The sequence below is a fragment of the Agrobacterium sp. B1(2019) genome (genome assembly GCF_008274755.1).
GTDB lineage: Bacteria > Pseudomonadota > Alphaproteobacteria > Rhizobiales > Rhizobiaceae > Agrobacterium > Agrobacterium salinitolerans.
Map to the genome: position 1 here is coordinate 1,647,811 of NZ_VTPB01000001.1, position 26,684 is coordinate 1,674,494.

The 26,684-nt window shown below is 60.5% G+C and carries 28 protein-coding genes and 1 pseudogene; 22 read left to right on the forward strand and 7 right to left on the reverse strand.

The features are described from left to right. Positions 1-137 precede the first annotated feature (137 nt). From AGR1_RS08185 to rarD, 6 genes and pseudogenes are all read left to right on the forward strand, one after another. Positions 138-446, forward strand: coding sequence for an endonuclease domain-containing protein (locus AGR1_RS08185; protein ID WP_246669633.1), 309 nt, complete (start codon positions 138-140; stop codon positions 444-446). Further along, positions 443-919: a GFA family protein gene (locus AGR1_RS08190; RefSeq protein ID WP_149146659.1), complete on the forward strand. Its 477-nt coding sequence runs from the start codon at positions 443-445 to the stop codon at positions 917-919. Before AGR1_RS08185 ends, AGR1_RS08190 begins: the two co-directional genes overlap by 4 nt. Beyond that, the gene (locus AGR1_RS08195) at positions 916-1,380 is read left to right on the forward strand and encodes a GFA family protein (protein WP_149146660.1); all 465 of its coding nucleotides are present in this window, start codon (positions 916-918) and stop codon (positions 1,378-1,380) included. The genes AGR1_RS08190 and AGR1_RS08195 overlap by 4 nt, the downstream gene beginning before the upstream one ends. Next, positions 1,377-1,861 (forward strand): annotated as a pseudogene (locus AGR1_RS08200) (GFA family protein). Before AGR1_RS08195 ends, AGR1_RS08200 begins: the two are co-directional and overlap by 4 nt. Then, on the forward strand, positions 1,858-2,814 hold the full coding sequence (gene pip, locus AGR1_RS08205) for a prolyl aminopeptidase (RefSeq protein WP_149146661.1): 957 nt from the start codon (positions 1,858-1,860) through the stop codon (positions 2,812-2,814). The pseudogene AGR1_RS08200 and the gene pip overlap by 4 nt, the downstream one beginning before the upstream one ends. Before the next feature lie 217 nt (positions 2,815-3,031). Next, positions 3,032-3,940, forward strand: a complete 909-nt coding sequence (gene rarD / locus AGR1_RS08210; protein ID WP_149146662.1) for an EamA family transporter RarD — start codon at positions 3,032-3,034, stop codon at positions 3,938-3,940. 49 nt (positions 3,941-3,989) lie between these two features. Here rarD and AGR1_RS08215 read toward each other — a convergent pair whose 3' ends face one another. Both AGR1_RS08215 and AGR1_RS08220 read right to left on the reverse strand, forming a co-directional pair. After that, positions 3,990-5,750 carry a penicillin-binding protein 2 gene (locus tag AGR1_RS08215; RefSeq protein ID WP_149146663.1) on the reverse strand — a complete coding sequence of 587 codons (1,761 nt, stop codon included), beginning with the start codon at positions 5,748-5,750 and terminating at the stop codon, positions 3,990-3,992. 189 nt (positions 5,751-5,939) lie between these two features. Continuing rightward, on the reverse strand, positions 5,940-6,560 hold the full coding sequence (locus tag AGR1_RS08220) for a TIGR00730 family Rossman fold protein (RefSeq protein WP_149146664.1): 621 nt from the start codon (positions 6,558-6,560) through the stop codon (positions 5,940-5,942). A gap of 156 nt (positions 6,561-6,716) precedes the next feature. On the opposite strand from AGR1_RS08220, the gene AGR1_RS08225 reads away from it, so the two are divergent. From AGR1_RS08225 to AGR1_RS08245, 6 genes are all read left to right on the forward strand, one after another. After that, the gene (locus tag AGR1_RS08225) at positions 6,717-8,723 is read left to right on the forward strand and encodes a LysM peptidoglycan-binding domain-containing protein (RefSeq protein WP_137410034.1); all 2,007 of its coding nucleotides are present in this window, start codon (positions 6,717-6,719) and stop codon (positions 8,721-8,723) included. Between the two features lie 110 nt (positions 8,724-8,833). Beyond that, complete coding sequence (locus AGR1_RS08230; protein ID WP_149146665.1) at positions 8,834-10,720, forward strand: ABC transporter ATP-binding protein/permease; 1,887 nt, start codon at positions 8,834-8,836, stop codon at positions 10,718-10,720. 163 nt (positions 10,721-10,883) lie between these two features. Further along, positions 10,884-11,582: a phosphatidylserine decarboxylase gene (locus AGR1_RS08235; RefSeq protein ID WP_149146666.1), complete on the forward strand. Its 699-nt coding sequence runs from the start codon at positions 10,884-10,886 to the stop codon at positions 11,580-11,582. Between the two features lie 22 nt (positions 11,583-11,604). Further along, the gene (gene pssA / locus AGR1_RS08240; protein WP_077982591.1) at positions 11,605-12,474 is read left to right on the forward strand and encodes a CDP-diacylglycerol--serine O-phosphatidyltransferase; all 870 of its coding nucleotides are present in this window, start codon (positions 11,605-11,607) and stop codon (positions 12,472-12,474) included. Positions 12,475-12,646: 172 nt separating this feature from the next. Then, positions 12,647-12,778 (forward strand): hypothetical protein, encoded by a 132-nt coding sequence (locus tag AGR1_RS30095; RefSeq protein ID WP_281406427.1) that lies wholly within the window; start codon positions 12,647-12,649, stop codon positions 12,776-12,778. A gap of 388 nt (positions 12,779-13,166) precedes the next feature. Beyond that, positions 13,167-14,459, forward strand: coding sequence for a PleD family two-component system response regulator (locus AGR1_RS08245; RefSeq protein ID WP_149146667.1), 1,293 nt, complete (start codon positions 13,167-13,169; stop codon positions 14,457-14,459). Between the two features lie 227 nt (positions 14,460-14,686). Here AGR1_RS08245 and AGR1_RS08250 read toward each other — a convergent pair whose 3' ends face one another. Further along, positions 14,687-15,448 (reverse strand): SOS response-associated peptidase, encoded by a 762-nt coding sequence (locus AGR1_RS08250; RefSeq protein WP_149146668.1) that lies wholly within the window; start codon positions 15,446-15,448, stop codon positions 14,687-14,689. A 10-nt stretch (positions 15,449-15,458) separates the two neighbouring features. Continuing rightward, a complete protein-coding gene (locus AGR1_RS08255) occupies positions 15,459-15,782 on the reverse strand; it encodes a YnfA family protein (RefSeq protein WP_149146669.1) in 324 nt (107 codons plus the stop codon). A 133-nt stretch (positions 15,783-15,915) separates the two neighbouring features. Here AGR1_RS08255 and AGR1_RS08260 point away from each other — a divergent pair, with 133 nt between their 5' ends. The 9 genes from AGR1_RS08260 (at position 15,916) to AGR1_RS08300 (ending at position 21,877) form a co-directional block, all read left to right on the forward strand. Beyond that, positions 15,916-16,332, forward strand: coding sequence for an NUDIX hydrolase (locus AGR1_RS08260; protein WP_080791026.1), 417 nt, complete (start codon positions 15,916-15,918; stop codon positions 16,330-16,332). A gap of 98 nt (positions 16,333-16,430) precedes the next feature. Further along, positions 16,431-16,865, forward strand: coding sequence for a TIGR02301 family protein (locus tag AGR1_RS08265; RefSeq protein WP_149146670.1), 435 nt, complete (start codon positions 16,431-16,433; stop codon positions 16,863-16,865). 105 nt (positions 16,866-16,970) lie between these two features. After that, positions 16,971-17,228, forward strand: coding sequence for a hypothetical protein (locus tag AGR1_RS08270; RefSeq protein WP_003501987.1), 258 nt, complete (start codon positions 16,971-16,973; stop codon positions 17,226-17,228). A 14-nt stretch (positions 17,229-17,242) separates the two neighbouring features. Continuing rightward, positions 17,243-18,010 carry a hypothetical protein gene (locus AGR1_RS08275; protein WP_080791028.1) on the forward strand — a complete coding sequence of 256 codons (768 nt, stop codon included), beginning with the start codon at positions 17,243-17,245 and terminating at the stop codon, positions 18,008-18,010. Positions 18,011-18,132: 122 nt separating this feature from the next. After that, positions 18,133-18,981, forward strand: a complete 849-nt coding sequence (locus AGR1_RS08280) for a folate-binding protein YgfZ (protein ID WP_149147303.1) — start codon at positions 18,133-18,135, stop codon at positions 18,979-18,981. Between the two features lie 2 nt (positions 18,982-18,983). Continuing rightward, positions 18,984-19,607: an HD family hydrolase gene (locus AGR1_RS08285; protein WP_187772084.1), complete on the forward strand. Its 624-nt coding sequence runs from the start codon at positions 18,984-18,986 to the stop codon at positions 19,605-19,607. Next, complete coding sequence (locus AGR1_RS08290; RefSeq protein ID WP_080791029.1) at positions 19,604-20,122, forward strand: tyrosine phosphatase family protein; 519 nt, start codon at positions 19,604-19,606, stop codon at positions 20,120-20,122. Before AGR1_RS08285 ends, AGR1_RS08290 begins: the two co-directional genes overlap by 4 nt. A 78-nt stretch (positions 20,123-20,200) precedes the next feature. Next, positions 20,201-21,022, forward strand: coding sequence for a mechanosensitive ion channel family protein (locus AGR1_RS08295; protein WP_149146671.1), 822 nt, complete (start codon positions 20,201-20,203; stop codon positions 21,020-21,022). Between the two features lie 168 nt (positions 21,023-21,190). Further along, on the forward strand, positions 21,191-21,877 hold the full coding sequence (locus AGR1_RS08300) for a metal-binding protein ZinT (protein ID WP_149146672.1): 687 nt from the start codon (positions 21,191-21,193) through the stop codon (positions 21,875-21,877). 52 nt (positions 21,878-21,929) lie between these two features. Here the strand turns inward: AGR1_RS08300 and AGR1_RS08305 are convergent, their stop codons facing one another. The 3 genes from AGR1_RS08305 to AGR1_RS08315 form a co-directional block, all read right to left on the reverse strand. Then, a complete protein-coding gene (locus AGR1_RS08305; protein ID WP_080791032.1) occupies positions 21,930-22,748 on the reverse strand; it encodes an ABC transporter permease in 819 nt (272 codons plus the stop codon). Beyond that, the gene (locus tag AGR1_RS08310; protein WP_162927388.1) at positions 22,745-23,533 is read right to left on the reverse strand and encodes an ABC transporter ATP-binding protein; all 789 of its coding nucleotides are present in this window, start codon (positions 23,531-23,533) and stop codon (positions 22,745-22,747) included. The genes AGR1_RS08305 and AGR1_RS08310 overlap by 4 nt, the downstream gene beginning before the upstream one ends. Positions 23,534-23,740: 207 nt before the next feature. Next, entirely contained in the window at positions 23,741-24,784 is a 1,044-nt protein-coding gene (locus AGR1_RS08315) for an ABC transporter substrate-binding protein (RefSeq protein ID WP_149146673.1), read from the reverse strand. 290 nt (positions 24,785-25,074) lie between these two features. On the opposite strand from AGR1_RS08315, the gene AGR1_RS08320 reads away from it, so the two are divergent. Then, entirely contained in the window at positions 25,075-26,634 is a 1,560-nt protein-coding gene (locus tag AGR1_RS08320; protein WP_149146674.1) for a VOC family protein, read from the forward strand. Positions 26,635-26,684 lie beyond the last annotated feature (50 nt).

Consider the following 26,684-nt stretch of genomic DNA (forward strand, 5'->3'; position numbering starts at 1 on the left):
GGACATCTCCCCCTCAAGGGGGGAGATCAGCCAGAAGCACTATCTCAACTTCACTCTTAAGCGTTGAGATGGGCAAGGCCGAGCCACAGATCGATCTCCCCCCCTTGGGGGGAGATGCCCGGCAGATGCGAAAGGCCATGACCGACGCAGAACTGAAGTTCTGGAACGCCGTCCGCGCTCACCGCCTTGACGGCATGTCTTTCAGACGCCAGCTGCCGGTCGCCGGATATATCGTTGATTTCGCTTGCCCCTCGCATAAGATCATTGTCGAACTGGACGGGTTTCAGCACGCGGACGACGCTGCGGCAGCCTATGACCGAGAGAGAACACGCACGTTTGAGGAACTTGGCTGGACAGTCCTTCGTTTCTGGAACGAGGATATCCTCAGAGACATCGACAATGTCTGTCTCCACATTATCCGAACGGTGAAGGAGGACCGACCATGAAGACATATACCGGCGGATGCCAGTGCGGCGCGATCCGTTTTCGCGCCTCCGGTGAACTGAAAGACAGTTCCATCTGCCATTGCCGCATGTGCCAGAAGGCCTTCGGCGCCTATTACGCGCCGCTGGTTTCGGTGCGCAACGTGGAATTCGAATGGACGCGCGGCGAGCCGAAACGGTTTCAATCCTCCAGCGTCGTCAAGCGCGGTTTCTGCCCTGAATGCGGAACGCCGCTGACCTATGAAGCGCCGGACGGCGTGGCTGTGGCGGCCGGGGCTTTTGACGATCCCGCCGCGCTGCCGCCAACCATTCAGTGGGGCGTGGAGCGCAAAATCGATTTCGTCGATAGCCTTCACACGCTGCCCGCCGTTCCGACGGAAGACGACCTGACCTCGGTGGACTATCTCACCAATCTCGTCTCCTATCAGCACCCCGACCATGATACGGCACAATGGCCGCCGGAGAACAGACAATGAGCGAAAGTGGTTTTTCCGGCGGTTGCCAGTGTGGCGCGGTGCGTTTCCATGCGGGCAAGCTTGGCCGGGCCTCCATCTGCCATTGCCGCATGTGCCAGAAACATTTCGGCAACTTCTTCGGCGCGCTGGTCACAGCCGATCAGGCGCATCTGACCTGGACGCGCGGCCAGCCAGCCCTCTTTCGCTCGTCGCAGAAAATCCATCGCGGTTTCTGCAACAAATGCGGTACGCCGCTGACCTATCATTATCCCGGCGGCGTGGAGATCGCCATCGGCGCTTTCGATGAGCCCGAGCGGATCGAGCCGCAGGTGCAGGTCAATGTCCACAAGCGCATGCCGTGGATCGAGCAGCTCTTCGGCAAGCCGGCCGTGGAACAGGGCGTGGACGAGGCGGAGATCACCTCCTATCAGCACCCGGATCACGACACGCAGGTCTGGCCGCCGGAAGACGAGCGCGCATGAGCGGAGCCGAGGGTTTCAGCGGTGGATGCCAGTGCGGCGCGGTGCGTTATCGGATAGAGGGCGGTCTTCGTTATCCGCATCTGTGCCATTGCCGCATGTGCCAGAAGGCATCGGGCAATTATTTCATGCCGCTTGCCGCAAGTGCGCTTACGCAGTTTGAAATCACCCGCGGCGAAGCAGCGTGGTTCCGGTCCTCCGATCACGCGCGTCGCGGCTTCTGCGGCCGGTGCGGCACGCCGCTGTTCTACGACATGCCGGGCGCCGATTTCATCAATATCACCCTCGGTTCGCTGGACGAACCCCAGCGGATCAAACCCGAGGCGCAATCCAATCTCGCCGCCAAAATGCACTGGTTAGGCGAACTCGACGGCTTGCCGGTCGAGCCGGAACCTGCAACGGATAGCCCTTCCCTCGGGTGAACAATTGCCAGCACCCGGACCATGATACGGCCGAATGGCCAGCGAAGGATGATGACCCATGACCGAAGAATTGCGCGGCTTTTACCCCGAGATCGAACCGTTCGAGACCGGCATGCTCGATGTCGGCGACGGCCACACGATCTACTGGGAACGGGTTGGCACGCGCGGTGGAAAACCGGCGGTTTTCCTGCATGGCGGTCCCGGCGGCGGGGTGAATCCCACGCATCGCCGCGTCTTCGATCCCGCCCTTTACGACGTCATCCTGTTCGACCAGCGCGGCTGCGGCCGCTCAACGCCGCATGCGGAACTGGAAGCCAACACCACATGGCATCTCGTTGCCGATATCGAAAGGCTGCGCGTGCTTTGCGGCTTCGAGAAATGGCTGGTTTTCGGCGGCTCCTGGGGCTCGACGCTGGCGCTCGCCTATGCCGAGACCCATCCCGACCGCGTCAGTGAGCTGGTTCTGCGCGGCATTTACACCGTCACCAGGCCGGAACTCGACTGGTATTACCAGTTCGGCGTTTCCGAAATGTATCCGGATCAGTGGGAAAAATTCATCGCACCCATCCCACAAGCCGAACGCGGCGAGATGATGCAGGCCTATAACCGCTATCTCACCGGCGCTGACGAGGCAAAGAAGCTTGAATGCGCCAAGGCGTGGAGCCAGTGGGAAGGGGCCACCATCTCACTCGTCAGCGATCCCGACCGGGTCGAGGATTTCGGCGAGGATAAATACGCCATCGCTTTCGCCCGCATCGAAAACCACTTCTTCGTCAATGGCGGCTGGCTGGAGGAAGGCCAATTGCTGCGCGACGCCGGCAAACTGAAAGATATCCCCGGCGTCATCGTGCATGGGCGTTATGACATGCCCTGCCCGCTGAAATATGCCTGGCAGCTGGCCAAGGCCTGGCCGAAGGCGGATTTCCACATCATCGAGGCGGCGGGACATGCAATGAGCGAACCGGGCATTCTTGACCAACTGATCCGCGCCAACGACCGTTTCGCCGGGAAATAACCCAGTTCTTTCAAAGCCTTACAACGGCCGGATAAGAGAATGATTCACGCAGGGCTTCCTGCGCGGATCATTTCCTCCCGTCGCGGGGCAGCCCTTTTCAAGGGCAGTGCGCCTTTTATCCATGCAGTTTTTCTCATGAATCCTTCACGGAAATGAATTGGCCGCCGCTGTGGCAATCCGTTATAAAACGGCATCCGAACAATTGGCTGTACTCCCCATGGCACTCGACAAATCGCTCCCGGCCCAGGAGGGCGGCGACAGCGCGCGCGGTTTTGCTTTCGCGCTTTCCGCTTATCTGCTATGGGGGTTTCTTCCCTTCTACATGAAAGCGGTTGCGCATATTTCGCCGATCGAGGTCATCGTCCATCGCGTCGTCTGGTCGGTGCCGATTGCGGCGGTCGTGCTGATTGCGCTCGGGCGCACGGCGGAAATCAGAACAGCGCTTAGAACCCCGAAGATGCTGGCTATGGCGAGCCTGACGGCCATCCTCATCAGCATCAACTGGGGCGTCTATATCTGGGCGATCGGCGCAGGCCGCGCGCTTGATGCCGCGCTTGGCTATTTCATCAATCCGCTGTTCAGCATTTTTCTCGGCGCGGTGCTTCTCAAGGAAAAGCTTTATCCGGCGCAGATCGCCGCCATCGGCCTCGTGGCGCTGGCGGTGGCGATCCTCACCTGGCATGCGGGCAGCCTGCCCTGGGTGTCCATCGCGCTCACGGTGTCCTGGGGTTTTTACGCCTTTTTCCGCAAGACTTTGCCGATTGGCGCAACGCAGGGTTTCCTGCTGGAAGTCATGCTTTTATCCATCCCCGCCGTGCTGGTGATGATCTGGCTTGCCTTCAGCGGACAGGCGCATTTCATGGGCGGCAACTCCGCCGATACCTGGCTTCTGGCGGCAAGCGGGCTCATCACCGCTGTTCCGCTCATCCTTTATGGCAATGGCGCGAAACTGCTGCGGCTGTCGACCATCGGCATCATGCAATATATTGCACCGACGATGATCTTCCTCATCGCCATCTTCATCTTCAAGGAGCCGTTCGACATGGTGCGCATGGCCGCCTTTGCGATGATCTGGGTGGCGCTGGCGATCTATACCGGCTCCAGCCTGCTGCGGCTCAAGCGGTAATCCGGGCGGCATCCCTCATTCCTTTGCTCATCACGGGAACGAGGAGGCGTCAATAGTCCACCAGCAATTGCGGGTTGGCGTCGTAACCGAAACGCGGTTTGACGCCGAGAAGGCCTGCCGTCTGGGTAATTATCTCGCGGGTCATCGGGGCCGCGGTGGAGGCCGCCGTGCGCCCGCCGTTCACGCCGGTCTTCGGGGCGTCGATCATCGTCAGCACGACATATTTCGGCTTGTGCATGGGAAAACCGGCCACGAAGGCGTTGAAATTGATATCCTTGGCGTAACGGCCATTGATCACCTTGTCGGCGGTTCCAGTCTTGCCGCCCACATGAAATCCTTCCACCTGCGCGCCACGGCCGGAACCCTTGATGCCGTTCCAGTTGAACAGGTAGCGCATATCGGCGCTCGTCCTGTCGTCGATGACGGTGCGCGCCAGCGATGCGGCAGCTTCTTTCGAACGCGGCAGGAAGGTCGGCGAAATCAGGTTGCCGCCATTGATCAGCGCGGCAGCGGCCACCGCCGTCTGCAACGGGGTGGTGGCGACGCCGTGGCCGAAGGAGATGGTGACGGAATTGATCTTCTTCCAGTTCCTCGGCTGGGTGGGCGTGGCAACGCCTGGCATTTCCGTGTCCATCCGGGTGAGAAGCCCGAGCTTCGTCAGGAACTGCTGATGACCTTCGACGCCGACCTTGTCGGCCACCGCCGCCGTGCCGATATTCGATGAATATTGAAACACTTCCGGAATGGAGAGCGGCCGGTTCCTGCCCCTGAAATCCTTGATGGTGAAGCCGCCCATGCGGATCGGCCGCGACGCATCCACCACCGAACCCAGCGTGATCGCCCCGGCATCCAGGCCCATGGCGAGCGTGAAGCTCTTGAATGTGGAGCCCATCTCAAAGGTGGCGTTGCTCATCCGGTTGAACCAGCCCTTTTCATACTCCCTGTCGATGCTGCCATCGGCGAGGGTGCGGGACGGTTCGTTCGGATCGTAGTCAGGCACCGAGGCCATGGCCAGCACTTCGCCCGTCTCCACATCAAGGATCACCGAACCGGCGGCTTCGGCCTGATAGGCGCTTTTCGCCTTCACGACCACGTCGCGGACGATGTTCTGGACCCTCAGATCGATGGAGAGCCGCACCGGCTCCAGCGGCGCGCCGCTGACAAGACCCACGGCGCGCAGATCGGCCAGCCCCTGCTGGTCGAGGTAACGCTCCATGCCGGCAAGCCCCTGATTGTCGACATTGACGTGGCCGATAATATGCGAAGCGGTGGGGCCGCCCGGATAAAACCTTCGCTTTTCCGGCCGGAAGCCGATGCCCGGTATGCCGAGGTTGAGAATATCCGCCTGCTGCCGGGGCGTCAGCTGGCGTCGCAGCCATTGAAAGCCGGTATCCGAGCGCAACCGGCGGTGTGTTTCACGCCAGTCGAGATTGGGAATGACGGTCGCGAGTTTCTCCACCACCTCGTCCGGATCGACGATCCGGCGCGGATCCGCATAGAGCGAGACCATGTTGAGATCGGTTGCCAGAAGCGTGCCGTTGCGATCGACAATATCCGGCCGGGAGGCGACGGCGTTGGCGCCGGTATTGATCCATGCGGTCGCCACCGGTTCGGCAAGACCATATTGGACGAGGCGCGCGGCGACCACAGCATAGATGACAGCGAAGGCGGCGATCAGGATGCCGAGCCTCATGCGCGCATCGACCCTGCGGCGGGCTGCGGAACCGAGGAGCGCCTCCCTGCCCTGCGCGGAACTTCTCTGAATAATAAAATGCGCCCGGCTTTTGAGCCGCACCACAAAAGCAATCATTTCCCGATGACACCCACTCTCATGGCGGCGAAACGAATTCCGCGACAGCCGACGCCCTATTGAGGCTGGCACAAGATAAGCCGCGGGGCCATGAAAAGAGTGGGCGGAGAGATGCCGCCGTTAAATCTGTATTAATATACATTTAAAATTGTAACGAGCCGCCCAGGCGGCCGTTAACAAAGGGCAGAGCTAGAGACGGGAAATCACCGAAGGGTCGCCTTCCGGGTTCTGCTGCGCCAGCGCCCGGTCGATGATGGCGGGCACGATGTCCTTCACCTCGTCGATAACGAGCGGGTTGAGAAGATGCGCGCGGTGAATGAAGCCCTGGTCGCGCATGTGTTGCACCAACTCCAGCATCGGGTTCCAGAAGCCGTTGATATTGGCAAAGACCATCGGTTTGGAATGGCGGCCAAGCTGCGCCCAGGTCATGATCTCGACGATCTCCTCCAGCGTGCCGACACCGCCCGGCAATGTCACGAAGGCATCGGACCGCTCGAACATCATATGTTTGCGCTCGTGCATGTCCTTGGTGATGACAAGCTCGTTCAATTGTCCGAGAGAATGGCGCGTCGCCTCCATATCGACGAGAAATTCCGGTATGATGCCGGTTACTTCGCCGCCATTGGAAAGAACGCCGCTGGCAACCGCGCCCATGATGCCCTTGGTGCCGCCGCCATAAATGAGGCGAATGCCGTTTTCGGCAAAGCATTTCCCAAGCGCGCGGCCTGCTTCCATATAAGCCGGATCACGTCCGGGCTGGGAGCCGCAATAAACGCAGATGGATCGAATCGATGTATTTTTGTCCGTCATGAAGGGAAGGAACTATGTGCGATGCGGCACGTCAAGAAAATTTGGGAAATCCCTTGCAAATATGGCCTTTTAGCCACTCGCCGCTTGTCTGGCGCAAGGTAAGGCGCTAGCAATCTCAACTTGTGTGAAAAGCTTGAAATACCCGGAGATTCCAGGATGAAAAATAATAAAGCCGGTTTGCTGGCGCTGGTCGTGCTGGGGATTGCGTCCCTGCTCATGATCTTTTTCGTCCTGCCGCGGATTTCAAACGACGGCAAACCGATCGGCGACGCCATCAACGAGGCCGGCGACGCCGTGAAGAACAGCGTTGAAATGGGAGCCGACAAGGCGGGCGACATCCTGTCCGACGCGGCCGAGGAAACCGCCAACATCGCCGACAAGGTCGGGCGGCGGGCGGCTTCCGCCACCCAGTCGATCAAGGATCTGACGACGCTTTTCGCCGACAGCAAGGTTCCCTCCGACGCCGATTTCGCAGCGGCGCGCAAGAAGGTCGAGACCTCGCTCAAGGAACTGACGAATATCGAAATTCCCGAGTCGCTGGACGAAACGACGTCGCGTCTCATCACTACGGCGCGCGCTGCCGCCGAGCGCACCACGGCGTTCCTGCGCGGCCTGCCTGACAATGCGGCGGCGGCGGCGGCCCAGGTGCGTCGTCTGGCTGGCGTCTTCGCCGGCACCGATGATGGTGCGCCGGAACCGGCAAAACCGGCCGCAGCACCCGCCGATGCTGCGCAATCATCATCCGCCACACCGACTTTCGACGTGCTGCGCGTCGAGCCGGACGGTTCGGCCGTGATTGCAGGCAAGGCACAGCCCGGTGCGAAGCTCGAAATCTTGAGCAACGGCAAAGTGGTCGCCCAGACGACGATCAACGGCGCCGGCGATTTTGCCGCCGTTTTCGACAATCCGCTGCCCCCGGGCGATCACGAGCTGGTGCTGCGTTCGACCGATGCCAACGGCAAGGCGACGCAATCCGAAGAAGTCGCCACGGTTTCCGTGCCTGACGGCAAGACGGGCGAGCTTCTGGCCATGGTTTCCAAACCCGGCAAGGCAAGCCGCGTGCTGGCCATGCCGGAGGCGGCCCCTTCGGCGCTTCAGCCGCAAGCCGCGCCCTCGCAACAGCCTGCGGCAACATCCGAAACCCGCGCCAACACCGCCTCCGCACCGCCCGCCGGCACTGCGGCTCCGTCCGCCGCGGCCCCGCTGACGTCGAGCGTTCAGGTCACTGCCGTCGAGTTCGAGGGATCCAAGATTTTCGTCGCCGGTTCCGCGCCCGCCGGTTCGACGGTGCGTGCGCTGGTGGATGACAGGGAAATCGGCAAGACCACAACGGAAGCCTCCGGTCATTTCGTCGTCGAAGGCGATATCGAGCTTAGCGTCGGCAGCCATATCATCACCGTCGAGGAACTGAACGCCGACGGCACCGCGAAACTGCGCGTGCGCGTTCCCTTCGAGCGGCCGCAGACCGACCAGGCAACCGTCGCCATGCAGTCGCCGTCCGCTCCCTCGTCAGCCACGACGACTGCGGCACCGGCTGAAAACCAGAGCACGGCAAGTGATCGCGCCACTTTTGAAAAGCTGCGCGACGATGTCGCCAAGGCCTTCGGCATTCTTTCCAATCTCTACAAGGATCAGGCCACGCCGGCGCTCGATCAGGCCATTGCCGGCCGCTCCGCCGTCGTCATCGGCCTCAAGTCGCTTTCGGAATTCCGCACCGCCGCCGCGACAGATCCGGCCTTCACCGCTTTTGCCGGCGACATCACCGCCAAGGCGCGCCAGCTGCTGACATCGGTCGAAGCATGGCCTAACGATGTGGCGGCAATCGGCAAGGGTATCGCCTCGCTGGCAAGCCGCCTTGCCGAGCTCCACATCACGGCGCCCGCCGCTCCCGCTCCACAGGCGCCCGCCGGTCCGCAGACCTTCGAGCAGGCACCGCTGGCAGAGAGCCAGAACAGCGTCATCATCCGACGCGGTGATACGCTGTGGCAGATTTCCCGTCGTGTTTATGGTCAGGGCGTGCGTTATACGACGATCTACCTCGCCAACGAAGACCAGATCAAAAACCCCGACCTGATCGAGCCCGGCCAGATTTTCGGCGTGCCGAAAGAGGCGTTGCCGAATGCCGAGGAACTCCACCGCAAGCGACTGAAGGGCGGCTCCTGAGCATTTCTAGCGTTGCGGTGAACGCGCAACAACCCTATCTGTGACACGCGCGGCGGCTTGACCAAAGCCGCCGCCCTGCTGTCGGCTTCCGGCAGTCACCGGAGCGAATGATGGCCACGAAGAAAAAAACCATTTCTGCGGATTCCAGCAATCCCATCCAGACGCTGATCAATCTCTGGCCCTATATGTGGCCGGAGGGGCGTTGGGATCTGAAGATGCGGGTGGTCTGGGCCACCGTGTACCTGGTCGTCGCCAAGCTGGTGCTGATCTCAGTTCCCTATTTCTTCAAATGGGCGACCGATGCGCTGAACGGCCGGCTGGATATGGCCGGGCTTGTTCCAGTCTTCCTGCTCGGCGCCGTCGCGCTGGTGATCGCCTATAATCTGACGCGGCTGATACAGGTGGGACTCAACCAGCTACGCGATTCGCTCTTCGCAAGCGTCGGCCAACATGCCGTGCGTCAGCTCGCCTACAGGACCTTCGTGCACATGCACCGGCTTTCATTGCGGTTCCATCTGGAGCGCAAGACCGGCGGGTTGTCGCGTGTCATCGAGCGTGGCACCAAGGGCATTGAAACCATTGTCCGCTTCACCATTCTCAACACCGCGCCGACCCTCATCGAATTCCTGCTGACGGCGATCATCTTCTGGGCCTCCTACGGTTTTTCCTATGTGCTCGTCACGGTCATCACGGTCTGGGCCTATATCTGGTTCACCGTGCGGGCCAGCAACTGGCGTATCGGCATCCGCCGCGCCATGAATGACAGCGACACCGACGCCAACACCAAGGCGATCGATTCGCTCCTAAATTTCGAGACCGTCAAATATTTCGGCAATGAAGAGATGGAGGCGCGGCGTTTCGATGTCGCCATGGAGCGTTACGAAAAATCGGCGATCTCCATCTGGACATCGCTCGGCTGGCTGAACTTCGGCCAGGGCGTGATCTTCGGTATCGGCTCCACCGTGATGATGGTGATGTCGGCGCTTGCCGTGCAGCGCGGCGAACAGACCATCGGCGATTTCGTTTTCGTCAATGCGCTGCTGCTGCAGCTTTCGGTGCCGCTGAATTTCATCGGCTTCGTTTATCGCGAAATCCGCCAGGGCCTGACCGACATCGAACAGATGTTCGATCTTCTGGAAGTAGAGGCCGAAGTTACCGACAGGCCGGATGCAAAACCGCTCGCAGCCGGACCGGGCGCTATCTCCTTCCGCGACGTGCATTTCGCCTATGATGCCGACAGACCGATCCTGAAGGGGGTTTCCTTCGACGTGCCGGCGGGCAAGACGGTGGCCATTGTCGGCCCTTCGGGCGCGGGGAAATCGACGATATCGCGGCTGCTTTACCGTTTCTACGATATTCAGGAAGGCTCCGTGACCGTTGACGGGCAGGATATTCGCGATGTGACGCAGAAGAGCCTGCGCTCGGTGATCGGCATGGTGCCGCAGGATACCGTGCTTTTCAACGACACGCTCGCCTATAACATCCGTTATGGCCGCCCCTCCGCCACCGACGAGGAACTGAAGGCTGCAGCGGATGCGGCGCAGATCAGCGCCTTCATCGGCAAGCTGCCGGAGGGTTACGCCACCATGGTGGGTGAACGCGGCCTGAAGCTTTCCGGCGGGGAAAAACAGCGTGTGGCGATTGCCCGCACGATCCTCAAAGGGCCGCCGATCCTCATTCTCGACGAGGCGACCTCGGCGCTCGATACCCATACGGAACAGGAAATCCAGAGTGCGCTCGACATCGTCTCGAAGAACCGCACCACGCTGGTCATCGCCCACCGCCTTTCCACCGTCATCGGCGCGGACGAGATCATCGTGCTGAAGGACGGGCAGATCGCCGAACGCGGCACGCACAGCTCGTTGATGGGGCAGAACGGCCTCTACGCCTCGATGTGGAGCCGCCAGCGCGAGGCGATCCGGGCTGAAGAAATGTTGCGCCAGGTCCGCGAAACCGATGATCTGGGCGTCATCGATCGCGGCGAACCCGCGCATTGAGAGGTATAGCTGGGGTAACAGGGCCGACAGACGAACCCCGCCATTGCCGCGCGGGGCGTTTGGCTGTAACCAGCTAGGCAAAATTTGTCGCATTGCCGTGTGGATCGTGTCGTATCACGACCACATATAGACGCGACAGACGGAAACCGGAGCAAGGAATCTCATGAATCTGTTCGACACCATTCGCAACACCATCGTACCGATCCATAAGGAAGGTTATGTCTTCGTGGCGGCCTTCTTCGTCGCATCGCTGGTGCTCGGCTGGATCGCCGAACCGCTGTTCTGGGTCGGTCTCGTGCTGACGGCCTGGTGCGCCTATTTCTTCCGTGATCCCGAGCGCGTGACGCCGCAGGATGACGACCTCATCATCAGCCCGGCCGATGGCAAGGTTTCCGCCGTGCAGAGCGTCGTTCCGCCGCTGGAGCTGGAACTCGGCAAGGAACCGCTGGTGCGCATCTCCGTGTTCATGAACGTGTTCAACTGCCATGTGAACCGTTCGCCGGTGCGCGGCCGCATCGTCAATGTCGCCTACCGTCCCGGCCTCTTCCTCAATGCCGAAGTGGACAAGGCTTCCGAAGATAATGAGCGCAACGGCCTCGTCATCGAGACGTCGCATGGCAAGGTCGGCGTGGTGCAGATCGCCGGCATGGTGGCGCGGCGCATCGTCTGCTGGGTTAAGCCGAATGAACCAGTCGACGCCGGCGAACGTTTCGGTCTTATCCGTTTCGGCTCGCGCCTCGATATATTCCTTCCCGCAGGTTTCGAGCCGCGTGTATCGGTCGGCCAGACGGCGATTGCCGGTGAGACCGTGCTTGCCGAAATTGGCTCCGCCAAGGGTCCGGTCGTCAGCCGCCGCGGCTGACGGAAACAGGAAGGGCATGCGCATGGAAACGCCGATCGCCGAACCGCAACAGAACGGCAAACCCGAAAGCCGCAGCGACAGCGGCCGTGGACCGCGGCTGAGGGAAATTCCCTTCCGCCTCGTCGTTCCCAATCTCATCACCGTTCTGGCCATCTGTGCGGGCCTGAGCGGCGTGCGTCTCGCCATCGAGGGCCGCTTCGAGCTGGCCGTCGGCATGGTGCTGCTTGCCGCCTTCCTCGACGGCATAGACGGGCGCATCGCCCGCATGATGAAAGCGACCTCCAAATTCGGCGAGCAGATGGATTCGCTGGCCGATATCGTCAATTTCGGTGTCGCCCCTGCGCTGGTGGTCTATGCCTACCTTCTCGACCAGGCGCGCTCCATCGGCTGGATCGCCGCGCTCATCTATGTCATCGCCGCCGGCCTGCGTCTGGCGCGCTTCAACGTGATGATCGAGCGGCCGGTGAAAGCACCCTGGCAGAATGAGTTCTTCGTGGGCGTTCCCGCCCCGATGGGCGCCATGCTGGTGCTGCTGCCGGTTTATCTCGGCTTCCTCGGCGTCGAGCCGGACAAGCCCTTCGCCTATGTGGCCGCCGCCTATACCGTGCTGATCGGTTATCTCCTCATCAGCCGCCTGCCGGTCTGGTCGGGAAAATCCGGCACCAGCCGCATCCGTCGCGATCTGGTGCTGCCGATGATCCTCGTCGTCGTGCTCTATGTGGCAATGCTGATGAGCTTCACCTGGGAAGTGCTGGTTCTGACGGTTGCCGCCTATCTCGTCTTCATTCCCATCAGCGCCCGCCTCTGGCACCGCCGCTACGGCACGCTGACCATCGAGGAAGACGCACATGACGACGCCAATGGCGGCAACGGCCTCGACCGCGGTATTTAAAACCGCAGGTTTATTTTTTCTCATACAGGCCGGCGCAGGATGTGACGCAAAATGTCGCAGTCTGGAAAGCCGGCTTCGTTTTTCTTCGCCTCGAATCCGTCAAGATTGGCCGCGAAAGAAGTGGCTCACACGCATCGCAACGGCGATTGACGTGAATTGTGGAGAGAGAGAAATGACGAACGAGACGAAGGCGCAGCCGCCGGCGAAGCCCGACCTCAACAGCCACTACCGCCCGCTCGGGCTGAAGGCCGTTGCGGCCGCAGCCCTGATGCTGAAGCGCAAGCCCGCTGCCAAAACCGCCTGAAAATATTAGCTTTTTCGATTTTTCGGGTTTTGCGAACCTTCCAGAAAACGGAACATTTCCGATCAAAAATCGACAATCACGCGGCGCCTTTTCCGGGCGCCGTTTTTTGTTCTAGACACCGCTGCGATACTGCAGAGCGTCAATCAATCACAAAATCGGCAGCCTTCTGTAACGAAGCTGCAACGAAAGTGTAGTAAAAGGCTTCCCTTCCATAAGAAGGCTATACGAACACCGACGTATAGATTAGTGAATACAAAAGAACTTTTCTATTCCGCACTTTTTCCACAACAATGCATAAGCCGGCTCTCGAATCCGCAGACACGCGGATGGCGGATATTCGGCGTTGAGGGAAGATTGTGAAGACAGGCCAGGGGGGCTTGGGACGGCCATGCAGGATAAAATCCTTCTGATTGAAGATTCCGTTGCTCTTTCCATGCTGCTGAAGACGCGGCTTTCGGAGGAAACGGAAGCCGAAGTCGTCCATTGCGACAGCATGGCCGCGGCCGATACCCTCATGCAGGCCCATGATTTCACGCTGGCGCTGACGGGCCTCAACCTGCCCGATGCGCCGAAGGGCGAGATTCTCGCACTTTTATCCGAGCGCAAGGTGCCGGCGATCGTTTTCACCGCCACGGTGGATGACGAGGCGCGCAAGCGCTACGCCGAAAAGAAGATCATCGACTATATCGTCAAGGACGGCCATCGAACCGTCGATGCGGTCGTCAGAACGGTCCAGCGGATTTTGAGCAACAAGCTCTTCTCCGTTCTCGTCGTTGATGATGTGCGCACAGCCCGTTCCGGCCTGGTGGAAATTCTGGAGCGGCAGAATTTCAGGGTCAGTGAGGCCCATTCGGGCAAGCAGGCGCTGGAGATACTGTCGCAAGACCCGACGATCCAGCTTGTCATCACCGATTATCATATGCCCGACATGGACGGCTACGAGCTCACACGCCGTATCCGCGACAGCCGGTCCTCCGAAGATTTGCGGGTCATCGGCATCTCCTCTTCAACGGATCGTCTCCTTTCTGCAAGTTTTCTCAAGGCCGGCGCGTCGGATTTCGTCTACCGCCCCTTCGTGCCGGAAGAATTGCAATGCCGCATCGACAACAATATCGAGACGTTGAAACAGCTCAAACGCCTGCGCGAGCTGGCAGAGCGAGATCACCTCACCGGCCTGCCCAATCGTCGCTCCTTCTTCGAGCGCACGCGGGCGCTGATGGATGTCATCAACGGCAATGACGAGAGCGGCGCCGTCGCCATTCTCGACATCGACCATTTCAAGAAGATCAACGACACGCTGGGGCACGATGCCGGCGACAGGGCGCTGAAAAAGCTGGCCGAACTGCTGCATGGCATGTGCGACGAACAACGCCATATTCCCGCGCGCCTCGGCGGCGAGGAATTTGCCGTGTTCCTGCGCGGACTGGATGCACGGGCGGCCTATCAGTTCTGCGAAGAGCTGCGCGGACAGGTGGAAAAGAACGGCCGGCAGCTCAGCGGCAGCAGCCTGGCGCTGACGATTTCGCTCGGCGTCGTGGAGATCGAAAAGGGCGAACCCTTCGACAACCAGTTGAATGCGGCGGATCAGTTGCTCTATCTCGCCAAGGCGAATGGCCGCAACCGCGTCTATTCCGACATCATGATCCAGGAAGGCCTGCAAAAGATCGGGCTGAACGGCTGAGCTTTTCTGCACAAGATAGTCTCTTGTGGGACCGAGCGCGTGCCGCTTAGTTCTTCTCCCCGCCGGGGAGAAGGTCGCGGCAGCGGGATGAGGGGAGTAAGCTCTCCGAAATCCGGCAACCTTGCCCCCTCATCCGACCCTTCGGGCCACCTTCTCCCCGGCGGGGAGAAGAAATATGCGGCAACGTCCAGCGGCAAATAACTAGCCTCTCACGCCACGCAAAGACGTCAAAACAACGACATCTGCCCCTCGTCCTTCGGCGGTTTGATCTTTGCCAGCGGCGCGCTTTCCGGCACCGGCTCGATGAGATCGGCGCCGACATTGGCGACCTTGTTGACCTTGTCCGAAACGGGAATCATCTCGAAAAAATCATCCTGAACGGGCCGCATCAGATCGGCGACCTCGCGCGGCTCCTGGGTCTTGCAGTCCAGCCAGCGACTGAAATCCTCGGGCGCAATGACCACCGGCATACGGTCGTGAATACGGCCAATCGCGGCATTGGCGGCCGTGGTGAGGATTGCGCCGGTATCGACCTCCGAACCATCCGCGGAAGACCAGGTTTCCATGAGGCCGGCAAAGGCGACGATGCCGCCGTTTTTCGGGCGGATGAAATAAGGCTGCGGTTTGCCGCCCTCCTCCTTGGGCGGGCGTCGCCATTCGTAAAAGCCGGTGGCAGGCACCAGCACGCGGCGATGGCGCATCGCGGCGCGGAAGGAGGCCTTGCCGATCGCCGTTTCCGAACGGGCGTTGATAAGCAGCGGAAAATCCTTGGGGTCCTTTACCCATCCGGGCAGGAACCCCCAGCGTACCAGGACGGCGCGGCGGTTCGGCAGGTTGCTGCCACGCTCCTGCCGCTCGCCCTCCATGACAATCAATATGGGCTGGGTTGGGGCTATGTTGAAACGGGCCGGAAAATCCTCGAGGCCGATCAGATCGAGATAATCGGCGATCTCTTCCGGCGTCGCCTTCAGCACGAAACGTCCGCACATGGACTTCTCCTCAACCCCTTGGCCCAAACAGAATGATGGCGGTGCCGGCAAGGCAGACGATGCCGCCGGCGATATCCCACCTGTCGGGCGCGTGCCCTTCCACGCCCCAGAGCCAGAAGAGCGAAGCGGCAATATAAATCCCGCCATAGGCGGCATAGGCTCTGCCCGCCGCCTCTGTCGGCACCAGTGTCAGAAGCCACGCGAAAGCGGCCAGCGCCACCATGCCGGGCAGCAATATCCAACCGGTCTTGCCGAGTTTCAGCCAGGCCCAGAAGGAAAAACAGCCAGCGATTTCGGCGAGGGCTGCCAGGACATAAATAAGATAGACCTTCATTCCACCGTCTTTAGCATGCACAACCGCGCCCGTTCCGGACTATAAACATCGGCGAGGAAACCGGAATCGATTTTTCCAAACCATGATACCAGTATAGACAGGCCGGCAACGGCCGAAACAAGCGAAACCATTCATGACCCTTCGTATCAAGCCCCGCCCCGCCTCCTCCGCCATTGTCAGGAACGGCGACCGGCTGCTTCTCGTGCGCCGCATCAACCCGCCCTCCAAGGACATGTTCGCCTTTCCGGGCGGTCGCGGCGAAGACGGCGAAACACCGGGCGAGACGGCCCTGCGCGAATTGCAGGAGGAAACCGGCATCGTGGCGCGCAGGCCGCAGCTTTTCGCGACATACGATCTTCCCTCCCGTGACGCCGAAGGAGTGCTGACGAGCCACTATTTCCTGTCGGTTTTCATCGTGGAAACCGATGCCGATCCCCTCGTGACTGTCGGCGACGATGCGGCGGATGCAGGTTGGTACACATTGGCGGAAATTCGCCTGCTGCCGGCGCCCGAAAGCGTCGTCGAATGCGCCGAACGCCTGCTTGCATGATTGCCAGCCAGCCAGAATCGCTATTATCTAGGACCGATCCGCCCGCCGGATGGTCACGAGCCAACAGTTCACGCGTATGTGTGGGGCAGAATAGAATTTTGATACGGCCAACCATTTTCCTGTCCCTTTTTGTGACCATGCTGACCCTCGGGCAGGGAGGCACCGCACATGCGCAGCCTTCAAAGACCGTTTCCCAGCCACCGGCGGTGGAAGCGGCGCCGCCCAAGCCCGCCCCTTATGACGACAAGCTCGCGCGGCTCTCGGAAATACTGGGCGCGGTGCAATATCTGAGAACCCTGTGCCCCTCTTCCGGACCGGAGGACTGGCGCAAATCGATGAGCGATCTTCTGGCTGCGGATACGGCCAGCGAACCCGAACGACGCCAGCGCATGACGGCTGCATTCAACCGTGGATACCGCTCCTTTGCGGCCATCCACACCAGTTGCACACGCGCCGCCATCATGGCAGAAGAGAACTACCGTAACGAAGGGGCAACACTCGCGCAGGAAATCGCGTCCAGGTTCGGAAATTAAAGGTTTATTAACCTCTTTTCGCCGCAGCCCGTGCCGTTTTGATAAAAGGCTGCTAGTGTTGTTAACAGGGTGGTAAGGACTTGCCCGCCCTGTCGAGGATGAAAAATGCAGACAAGCCGTAACGAAATCGACGATATGATCGTGCATGAAAAGATGCAGGTCGCTCTGGAACACCAGAACGAGGCATGGGCTGACGGCATGGCCGACGGCATCGAGCCGGAGATCATCGCCGATGCCGCCATCGCTCTGGCCATGCGCGAAACCATCCGTATCCATGGCGAGGCCGGCGCTGAAGCAATGCTGGAATCGCTGCGCCAGCGCATGCTTCAGGGCGAATTTTCGCCGCAGCGGGTAATACAGTAAAGCCGGGGTCTATCATGTCTTGCCTGAGCAAGGGGCTTTTGCGCTCTTCCGCCCTGCTGTCCATCCTGCTTGCCCTGACCGCCGGTCCGATTGGCATGCCAGGCCGCGCTTTTGCCCTTTCCGAGCTGAAACCGGCACAGAACACCGAAAGCGAGCCGAAGGCTGAGAATGGCGGTGAGCCGCAGCAGGCCCAGCCCGCAGAGCCGGACGAAATCGAAGGCGATTCGGAAGGTATTCCGCTGCCCGACCCTCTGGTGGACCGTTCCGCCGGCAAGGCCAACCAGCAATCCTCCACGTCCGACAACACGCCTGAAATGTCTGTCGTGATCGAGCACGACATTTCCAAGGCGCCGGAACCCGTGCGCAAGCTGCGCCAGCAGATCATCGATGCCGCGGCCTCCGGCGATATCGAAAAGCTGCGACCCTTCATCGCCGCCGGCCAGAAAGAATTCCGCATCGACGGCAATGACGGCGAAGACCCGATTGCGGCGCTGAAAACTTATTCCGGCGATCCTGACGGGCTGGAAGTGCTGGCGATCATCATCGACCTGTTGTCGACCGGTTATGCCCATGTGGACGCCGGCACGCCGGACGAAGCCTATGTTTTCCCCTATTTTTCCGGAAAACCGCTGAATACGCTGACTGCGCCGGAAAAGGTGGAGCTTCTGCGAATCATCACGGCGGGCGATCTGGCGGACATGCAGGAATTTGGCAATTACAGCTTCTACCGCGTCGGCATTTCGCCTGACGGCAAGTGGAAGTTCTTCACCGCCGGCGATTGATCGCGTCGCAGCGCTTGCCGTTCTTTTGCAAAAATCCTAACTGTGCGGAATGAGCATTCCGGCAAATGCATCTGCATCTTGCCTGCTACCCGCATAGTCTCGACGAACCGAACGGTGACGCCATGCCTTCCGCCTTTCTTGCCGACCACCGTCTGATCCGAGTTTCCGGCACCGGCGCCGAGGAATTTTTGAACAACCTCATCACCGCAGATGTTGAAAACCTGCCGCAAGGCGAAGCACGGGCCGCAGCCCTTCTGACGCCGCAGGGCAAGATCCTGTTCGATTTTCTGATCTGGCGCGATGGCGGCGATTATCTGATCGAAACGGGCGCGGCCGAACAGGACGCGCTGTTGCGCCGCCTGACCATGTACAAGCTGCGTGCTCCGGTCGACCTCAAAGCCGAGACGGTGGAAGGCGTGAGCGTTTTCTGGAACGAGACTGCGCCGGCGGCAGGCATCCGGGATGGTCGTTTGGGCAAGGCTGGCATCGATCTTTACCGTATACCGGGCGCATCTGCATCCGGCGATATCGCAGCCTATGATGCGCTCCGTATCGAGCATGGCATTGCCGAATCCGGCCGGGATTATGCGCTGCAGGATGCTTTTCCCCATGACGTGCTGATGGATGTGAATGACGGCGTTTCCTTCAGGAAGGGCTGCTTCGTCGGTCAGGAGGTCGTCTCGCGCATGAAACATCGCGGCACGGCAAGACGCCGCGTCGTCACCGTTTCGGCCGAAGACGCACTTGCCGGCAGTGGGACGGAGATGACCGCCGATGGAAAACCGGTCGGCACGCTGGGAACCGTTTGCGGCAACAGGGCGCTTGCCATCGTTCGGATCGACCGTATTGCCGATGCGCTCGCATCCGGCACGCCGCTTCTGGCGGGGACTGTCCCCGTAACCGTTGCTCTGCCCGCCTGGAGCGGCCTTTCCTTCCCGGCGGCCGATCCGGCAGCGCGGGCGGAGGACTGAGAGTGGCGCCTGCAAAAAGCCCGCGCGCCTGGCAGCGCATGCTGTCCGGCCGACGGCTCGATCTGCTCGATCCTTCGCCGCTCGATGTGGAAATCGCCGATATCGCCCATGGCCTTGCCCGTGTCGCCCGCTGGAACGGCCAGACGCGCGGCGACCATGCCTTTTCCGTGGCCCAGCATTGCCTCATCGTCGAGACCATCTTTTGCCGCATGTGCACCGGTGCCACGCCTGACGAGATGCAGATGGCGCTTCTGCATGACGCGCCGGAATATGTCATTGGCGACATGATCTCGCCGTTCAAATCCGTCGTTGGCGGCGGTTACAAGACCGTGGAAAAACGGCTGGAAGCCGCCGTGCATCTGCGTTTCGGCCTGCCGCCGCATGCATCGCGCGAATTGAAGGACCGCATCAAGAAGGCCGATACGGTCGCCGCCTTTTTCGAAGCGACGGAACTTGCCGGTTTTTCCACCACCGAGGCGCAAAAGTTCTTCGGCCTGCCGCGCGGTATCACCCGCGACATGTTCGACATGACGCCCCTGCCCTCGACTGAAGCGCAAAAGCTTTTCATTGAGCGTTTTGAGGCGATTGAAGAGCTGCGTATGGTCAAGACGGGGAGTGCGACATGACGGCCATTGTCGTATCGCCGCTGTCGCGGATCGCGGAGATGGCCGTCAAACACAAGGCCCGCGAAATGGTGACGCTGATCGCCAAAGAGCAGTCCTTTCACCGCCCTGCCGTCATTGCCGCAGACCGGCACCTGACGCTCGCCATGAACGACATTGCATTCAAGGGCACCGCCGATCTCATCGCGCCGGACGATGCGCATGTGCTGAAGCTAATCGATTTCGCCCGGCAATGGGACCAGTCCGCGCCGCTGCTCATCCATTGCTGGATGGGTGTTTCGCGCTCACCCGCCGCCGCCGTCATCGCAGCCCTCAGCCTTTATCCGGACCAGGACGAGAACGAACTCGCCGGGCGATTGCGGGCGGTTTCCCCTTACGCCACGCCCAACACCCGTATCATCGCCATTGGCGACCGGCTTCTGAGGCGCGACGGGCGACTTGTCAGGGCGATAAAGGCGATCGGCAGGGGTGCCGATACCGACGGCAACGTGCCTTTCGTGCTGCCGCTTGGCGGCTGAAACGCGATTTTTGGCGGAACCCCCAGGCCACCGCTTCGTTACCAAGGCTGAACAGCAATAAAGATTACGGGACAATTCATGGAACAGCAGGCAGCGGATATCTTCGTCGCATCGCAGGCAGCCGTTCGGCAGGCCAGCGCCCTGGCAGTGCAATATTCCTTTTCGGTCATTGGCGCGCTTCTTCTTCTGATCATCGGCTGGCTGGCCGCAACATTCCTGCAACGATGGGCTTTTCAGGGTCTGTCGCGCGTTCGCGGCTTCGATGCGACGCTAGCCGGTTTTTTTGCCGGGGCGGTCCGCTATGTCGTGTTAATTCTGGTTCTGGTCATGGTGCTCGGCCAGTTCGGCGTACAAACAGCGTCCATTCTTGCAGTTCTCGGCGCCGCCGGCCTTGCCATCGGCCTTGCGTTGCAGGGCACGTTGCAGAACATCGCCGCGGGCATCATGCTCGTGGTGCTGCGTCCCTTCCGCGTCGGCGAATATATCGAGACGACCACTGTCAAGGGAACCATCATCGAGATCGGGCTGTTCGCTACCGAGCTCAAGACGAGCGACGGGCTTTATCGCCTTGCACCCAACTCGACCCTGTGGAATGTGCCGATTACCAATTACAGCCGCTTTCCGTCGCGCCGTCATGAAGTGAGCCTGACGGTCAAGAACGACGAGGACCTCGCCGCCGCACAGGATATGCTGATGCGGGTGGCGCGATCCGAAAGCCCCGTGCTGCTGGATCCAGCCCCCGTGACCTTTGTCGATTCAGTCAGTGCGGACAGCGCCACGGTGAAATTACACTACTGGGTGCGCAGCGACAGTTACTTTACAACGACCCGCGACGTGACGAAGGCCATGAAACTCGCCTTTGACGAGCGCAAGGCGGACATGAGCGCGCAACCCGCCTAAGGCGTTGCGTCTCGCCCTCTTTTCAAGCGCGACAGCTGCAAAGCCATCGCGCTTTTTCGTTGCACCTTGCCGGGACGCCCACTTGCATCCCTCGAACGCGGCCTCTATAGATCAAAATGTAATGTTATTACGTAACTTGTCGTTATGAACATAAGAGGGCCGAAACGAATGCAGAAGACACTCACCCGCGTCACCGGCGCAGTCGCACTTGGTTCCTTGCTGCTGGCGGCGACCGCGGCGATGGCCGCCGGCGGCGACAAATCCCCTGCCCACAGCCACGACCATGGGCACAATCACGGCCACCAGATGACCGAGGCGGAAAAGCAGATCTACAAGGGTTACTTCGAGGATGCCCAGGTGAAATCACGCGCGCTTTCCGACTGGGAAGGCGACTGGCAGTCGGTCTATCCCTATCTGCTGAACGGTTCGCTCGATTCCGTCATGGCCGAAAAGGCGGCGCATGGCGACAAGACCGCCGCCGAATACCGCGCCTATTACGAGATCGGCTACAAGACCGATGTGAACCGCATCGTCATCAAGAGCGACAGCGTGGCGTTTTACAAGGACAGCAAGCCCGCTGAAGGCACATATGTCAGCGACGGCCATGAAATCCTGACCTACAAGAAGGGCAATCGCGGTGTCCGCTACATCTTCAAGAAAACCGGCGGCGATGAGGCCGCACCGCAATTCATCCAGTTCAGCGACCATTCCATCGCCCCGGTCAAAGCCGGCCACTACCATCTCTACTGGGGTAACGACCGCAAGGCGCTGCTGGACGAAGTGACCAATTGGCCGACCTATTACCCGTTCATGATGGACGGCGCGGATATCGTGGAAGAAATGGCGGCGCATTAACTTCGCACGACATTCCGGCACGGGCATATTCTTCATGCCCGTGCTGCATTCCTTATTGCCCCATGGTGGAGCGATGCGCCCAGCCAGTCATGCGCCTCTCCAGCCAGGCCATGACCGCATACATGGCAATACCTTCCACCGCGAGCATCAGCAGACCGGCAAAGACCAGCGGCACATTGAACTGGCTCTGCGCCGAACTCATCATATTGCCGAGACCATAATTGGAGGCGACGGTCTCCGACACGACCGAGCCCACGAAGGCGAGCGTGATGGCGATTTTGAGCGAGCCGAAGAAATAGGGCATGGAGCGCGGAATACCGACCTTCAGCATGATGTCCATCTTCTTGGCACCGAGCGCCCGCAGCACGTCTTCGGTTTCCGGCTCAATGGTGGCAAGGCCGGTGGCGACATTGACGACGATGGGAAAGAAGGAAATCAGGAAGGCGGTTAGAACGGCGGGAACCGTGCCGATGCCGAACCAGATGACGAGGATGGGCACCAGCGCCACCTTCGGAATGGCGTTGAAGCCGATCATCAGCGGATAAAGCCCGGCATAGATGGTTTTCGACCAGCCGATGAACAGGCCGATGGCGAGGCCGGCGGCAACGGCAATGGCGAAGCCCAGCGTCGTGGTGTAAAGCGTCTGCAGCGAGTTTTTCCAGATCGGCGACCAATATTGCACGATGGCCTGCCCGACCCTGACCGGCGACGGCAGGATGGTGGGCGGCATTTTCAGCGCGTAGACAAGCAGTTCCCACAACACGAAAAGCGCCAGCGTATAAAGCCATGGGGCGGCTTTCACCCAGTTGACGCGGGCAATCAGCGGTTTGCGCGCCTCAGTCGTGACGGTGGTTTCCATGATCGCGCTCATGCCGCCACCCTCGCCTGCGCGATTTCGCCATGCAATTCCTGCACCATGTCGTTGAAACCCTTGTCATACATGATATCAAGCTGTCGCGGGCGGGCAAACGGCACGCGGTGTTCGGCGAGCACCCTGCCCGGCCTCGCGCTCATCACGAAAATCTTGTCGGCCAGAAATGTCGCCTCGCGCAGATCATGGGTTACGAGAATGATGGTGACGCGCTGGGCGGCGTGCAGGTCGCGGATGACGCACCACAACTCCTCGCGGGTAAAGGCATCGAGCGCGCCGAATGGCTCGTCCAGCATCAACAGTTCCGGCTCATGGATCAAGGCCCGGCAAAGATTGGCGCGCTGCTGCATGCCGCCGGAAAGCTGCCACGGATATTTGGAGCCAAAGCCCTTCAGCCCGACGATTTCCAGCAGGCGCTCGGCTTTCGCGACATAGTCTGCCTTATGGGCGCGAAGGCGACGGCGATGTTTTTCGACGATCTCCAGAGGCAGCAGGATGTTCTCAAGCGTCGTGCGCCAGGGCAGCATCGTCGGGTTCTGAAACGCCATGCCGACGATGGAAACCGGCTCCGTGACCTGCCGCCCGGCAACGATGACATTACCCTTTTGCGGAATATGCAGCCCCGTCACCAGCTTCATCAGCGTGGACTTGCCGCAGCCGGACGGGCCGACCACAGCCGCGAATTCACCCTTGTCGACCGTCAGGTTTAGGCCGGCGACGGCCAGCGTTCCGGCGGCACCGCCGTAGCGCATGTCGACACTGTCTATTTCCACGAGATGTGACATCGCAGTTCCGTTTTCAGTTGCTGATCGGGCTTTTGAACCCCGCAGCGTTGCAGCTTGTTTCTTCTCCCCACCGGGGAGAAGGTGGCACGAAGGGTCGGATGAGGGGGCGACATTGCCGGAATTCGGAGAGCTTGCCCCCTCATCCCGCTGCCGCGGACTTCTCCCCGGCGGGGAGAAGAAGCATGCCGCACCCGCTAACTCCGCCCATCAGGGAAGCATGCGCTCTTCCTTGGCCGGCAGGTAGGTCGCGTCGAAGACCTGCTCCGCCTTGACGTTGCCCTTCAGGCCCATGGACACCTTGAGCGTTTCCAGTGAGGCGGCAAGCCGGGCCGGATCGACACCGCCCATGCCGTTTTCCACCACATAGGGCGTCTTGATGTTCATGCTGTTGGCCATGTTGAGACGCTCCAGCTCGATGGCGCTGTCCAGCGTCTCGTTGCGCTTGAGCACGGCCGCCACGCCCTCTTCCGGGTTCTTGACGGAATCGGCGAAGCCCTTGGCCAGCGCCTTCAGGAACCCCTTCACCGCTTCAGGGTTTTTCTCAGCGAAATCAGTGTTTACCAGCACCGCATTGCCATAGAGATTCAAGCCGTGCTCGGCCATCAGGATGGTCGAGATATCGTCATCGGCGATGCCCTGTTTCTTGAGATTAAGGATCACCGAAAAGGCAAAGCCGAAAACGGCATCGACGTCGCCCTTGGCGAGCATCGGTTCACGCACCGGGAAACCGATCGATTCGATCTTGATCTTGCTGTCATCGAGGCCCGCCACCTGCTTGAAGGCCGGCCATTGCGCAAAGGCGCCATCCGGCGCCGGCGCGCCGAGCTTCTTGCCTTCCAGCGACTTCGGATCACCGGTGACACCGAGCGACTTGCGGCCAACGACGGCGAATGTCGGGCGCTCATAGACCATATATACGGCCTTGATCTTCTGGCTCGGATCCTCATCGAGGAACTTCATCACCGAGTTGATGTCACCGAAACCCATCTGGTAGGCGCCGGTTGCAACACGCGGGATGGCTTCCACCGAGCCGTTGCCGCTATCGATGGTGACATCGAGGCCTTCAGCCTTGAAGTAACCCTTGTCAAGCGCCAGCAGGAAACCGGCGGCGGGGCCTTCGAACTTCCAGTCGAGCGTGAATTTCACCGGCGTTTCGGCCCGTGCCTCAACCGCCGGCAACGAAAAGCCGGCGGTTACACCGATGGCGGCAATGGTCAGCGTTCTGGACAACAACCTGCGCGTTAAAATCATCTGTTCCCCCTGATGGTTTTGTTGGATTGGTTGCATAAGACCCAATTCCAACTCTCAAGGCAAGATAAAATTGCATACAAAATAGCCGTTATTTTGTATGCTTATTTTATATGCATAAACACGCACACGGCAGGCAAAAAGCCGGCAATCTGCCCATCACGCATGCAACGAAGCGAAAGCAATATCGTTCACGCAGAGAACACAGCGTTCTCATTTGCCGGGGTTGCGGATCAGGGGCAGCGTGCGACAAATAGGGCCACGAACAGCAGGCAAAACAGCGGGACGGCAAGATGAATTCTGCACTGGGCATACACCACATCACCATGATTACCCGGAAGGTGCAGGCGAATGTGGATTTTTACGCCGGCTTTCTGGGTTTGAGGCTGGCCAAACGCACGGCCGGTTTCGAAGACGCCATGCAGCTGCACCTGCTTTATGGCGATGACATCGCCTCGCCCGGCTCCCTTCTGACATTTCTCGTATGGGAAGATGGCGGCCAGGGCCGTGTCGGGTACGGCCAGACGCTGGAGATTTCCGTCGCCATTGATCCCGCCGCCATCGGCTTCTGGCTGACGCGGGCGCTGAGATTCGGCATCCGGGCGGAAGGCCCCTCCGATGAGTTCGGCGCTCCGGTCATCCGGCTGAAAGATCCTGACGGCCTGATCGTCAAGCTGGTCGGCATCCACGCCTTTGCCGATGCCACGCCGCATGTGACGGACGATATTTCCGCCGCGGACGCCATTCGCCGTATCTATGGCGCGACGGTGCTAAGCGAAGTGCCGGAAGAAACCGTGGCGTTTCTGGAGAAACATTTCGGTTACCGGCAGGAAAGCCAGGCAGGCGCAATCCGCCGGCTCGTTTCCGACAGCGGCGACATTATCGACGTGCGCGACGCCACCGGCTTCTGGTCCAGCGCGCCGGGCACCGGCACCGTCGATCACATCGCCTTCCGCGCGAAGGATATGGATGAGCTGAACACGGTTCTAACCGGGCTGAAATCGCTGAATTCCAGCACCACCAACGCCCATGACCGGAAATATTTCCATTCGCTTTATGTCCGCGAACCGGGCGGCGTGCTGATCGAAATGGCGACCGACGGGCCGGGCATGACGGTGGACGAACCGCTGGAATCGCTCGGCGAAAAACTGTTCATTCCGCCGCTCTTCATGAAGGACGAGGCGGATGTGCGTGTCGCCCTGCCGCAATTTGCAATGCCGGGCGAGGAGCGCATCGTCTATCGCGACCTGCCCTTCGTGCACCGTTTCTATACGCCCGAGGAGCCGGATGGCAGCACCGTCATCCTGCTGCACGGTTCCGGCGGCAGCGAAACGAGCCTGATGCCGCTGGCGCACCGGGCAGCGCCGCGCGCAACGCTTCTCGGCGTGCGCGGCCGCAGCACGGAGGAAGAGATCGCCCGCTGGTTCCGCCGCAATCCCGATTTCAGCTTCGACCAGAAGGATATCGCCTCGGAAGCGGAAGCCTTCGCCGCCTTCGTGGAGGGGGCGATACGGTCCTATGGTCTCGACCGTTCGAAACTGAAGTTTATCGGCCACTCCAATGGCGCAAATTTCTACGCGGCCTTTGCCGCGCTTTATCCCGAACTTGCCGGAGACGCCCTGCTCTATCGCCCGATGCCGGTTCTCGAAACATGGCCGCAGACCGATCTTTCAGGCCGCAATGTCCTGCTTGTGGCGGGAGAGCGCGACAAATATCTCGACAAGACGCACGAATTGCAGGGCCGGCTGGCGGCGAGCGGAGCAAGAGCCGAAATGGAAACGGTTGAGGACGGGCACGAACTCGGTCTTGCCGATATCGAAGCGGCGCGGCGCTGGCTGGCGGATGTTTCCTGACACGGCGGGCGGGCGTGTGCCCCCCACTCGCCACCCAACCATTCATCAAC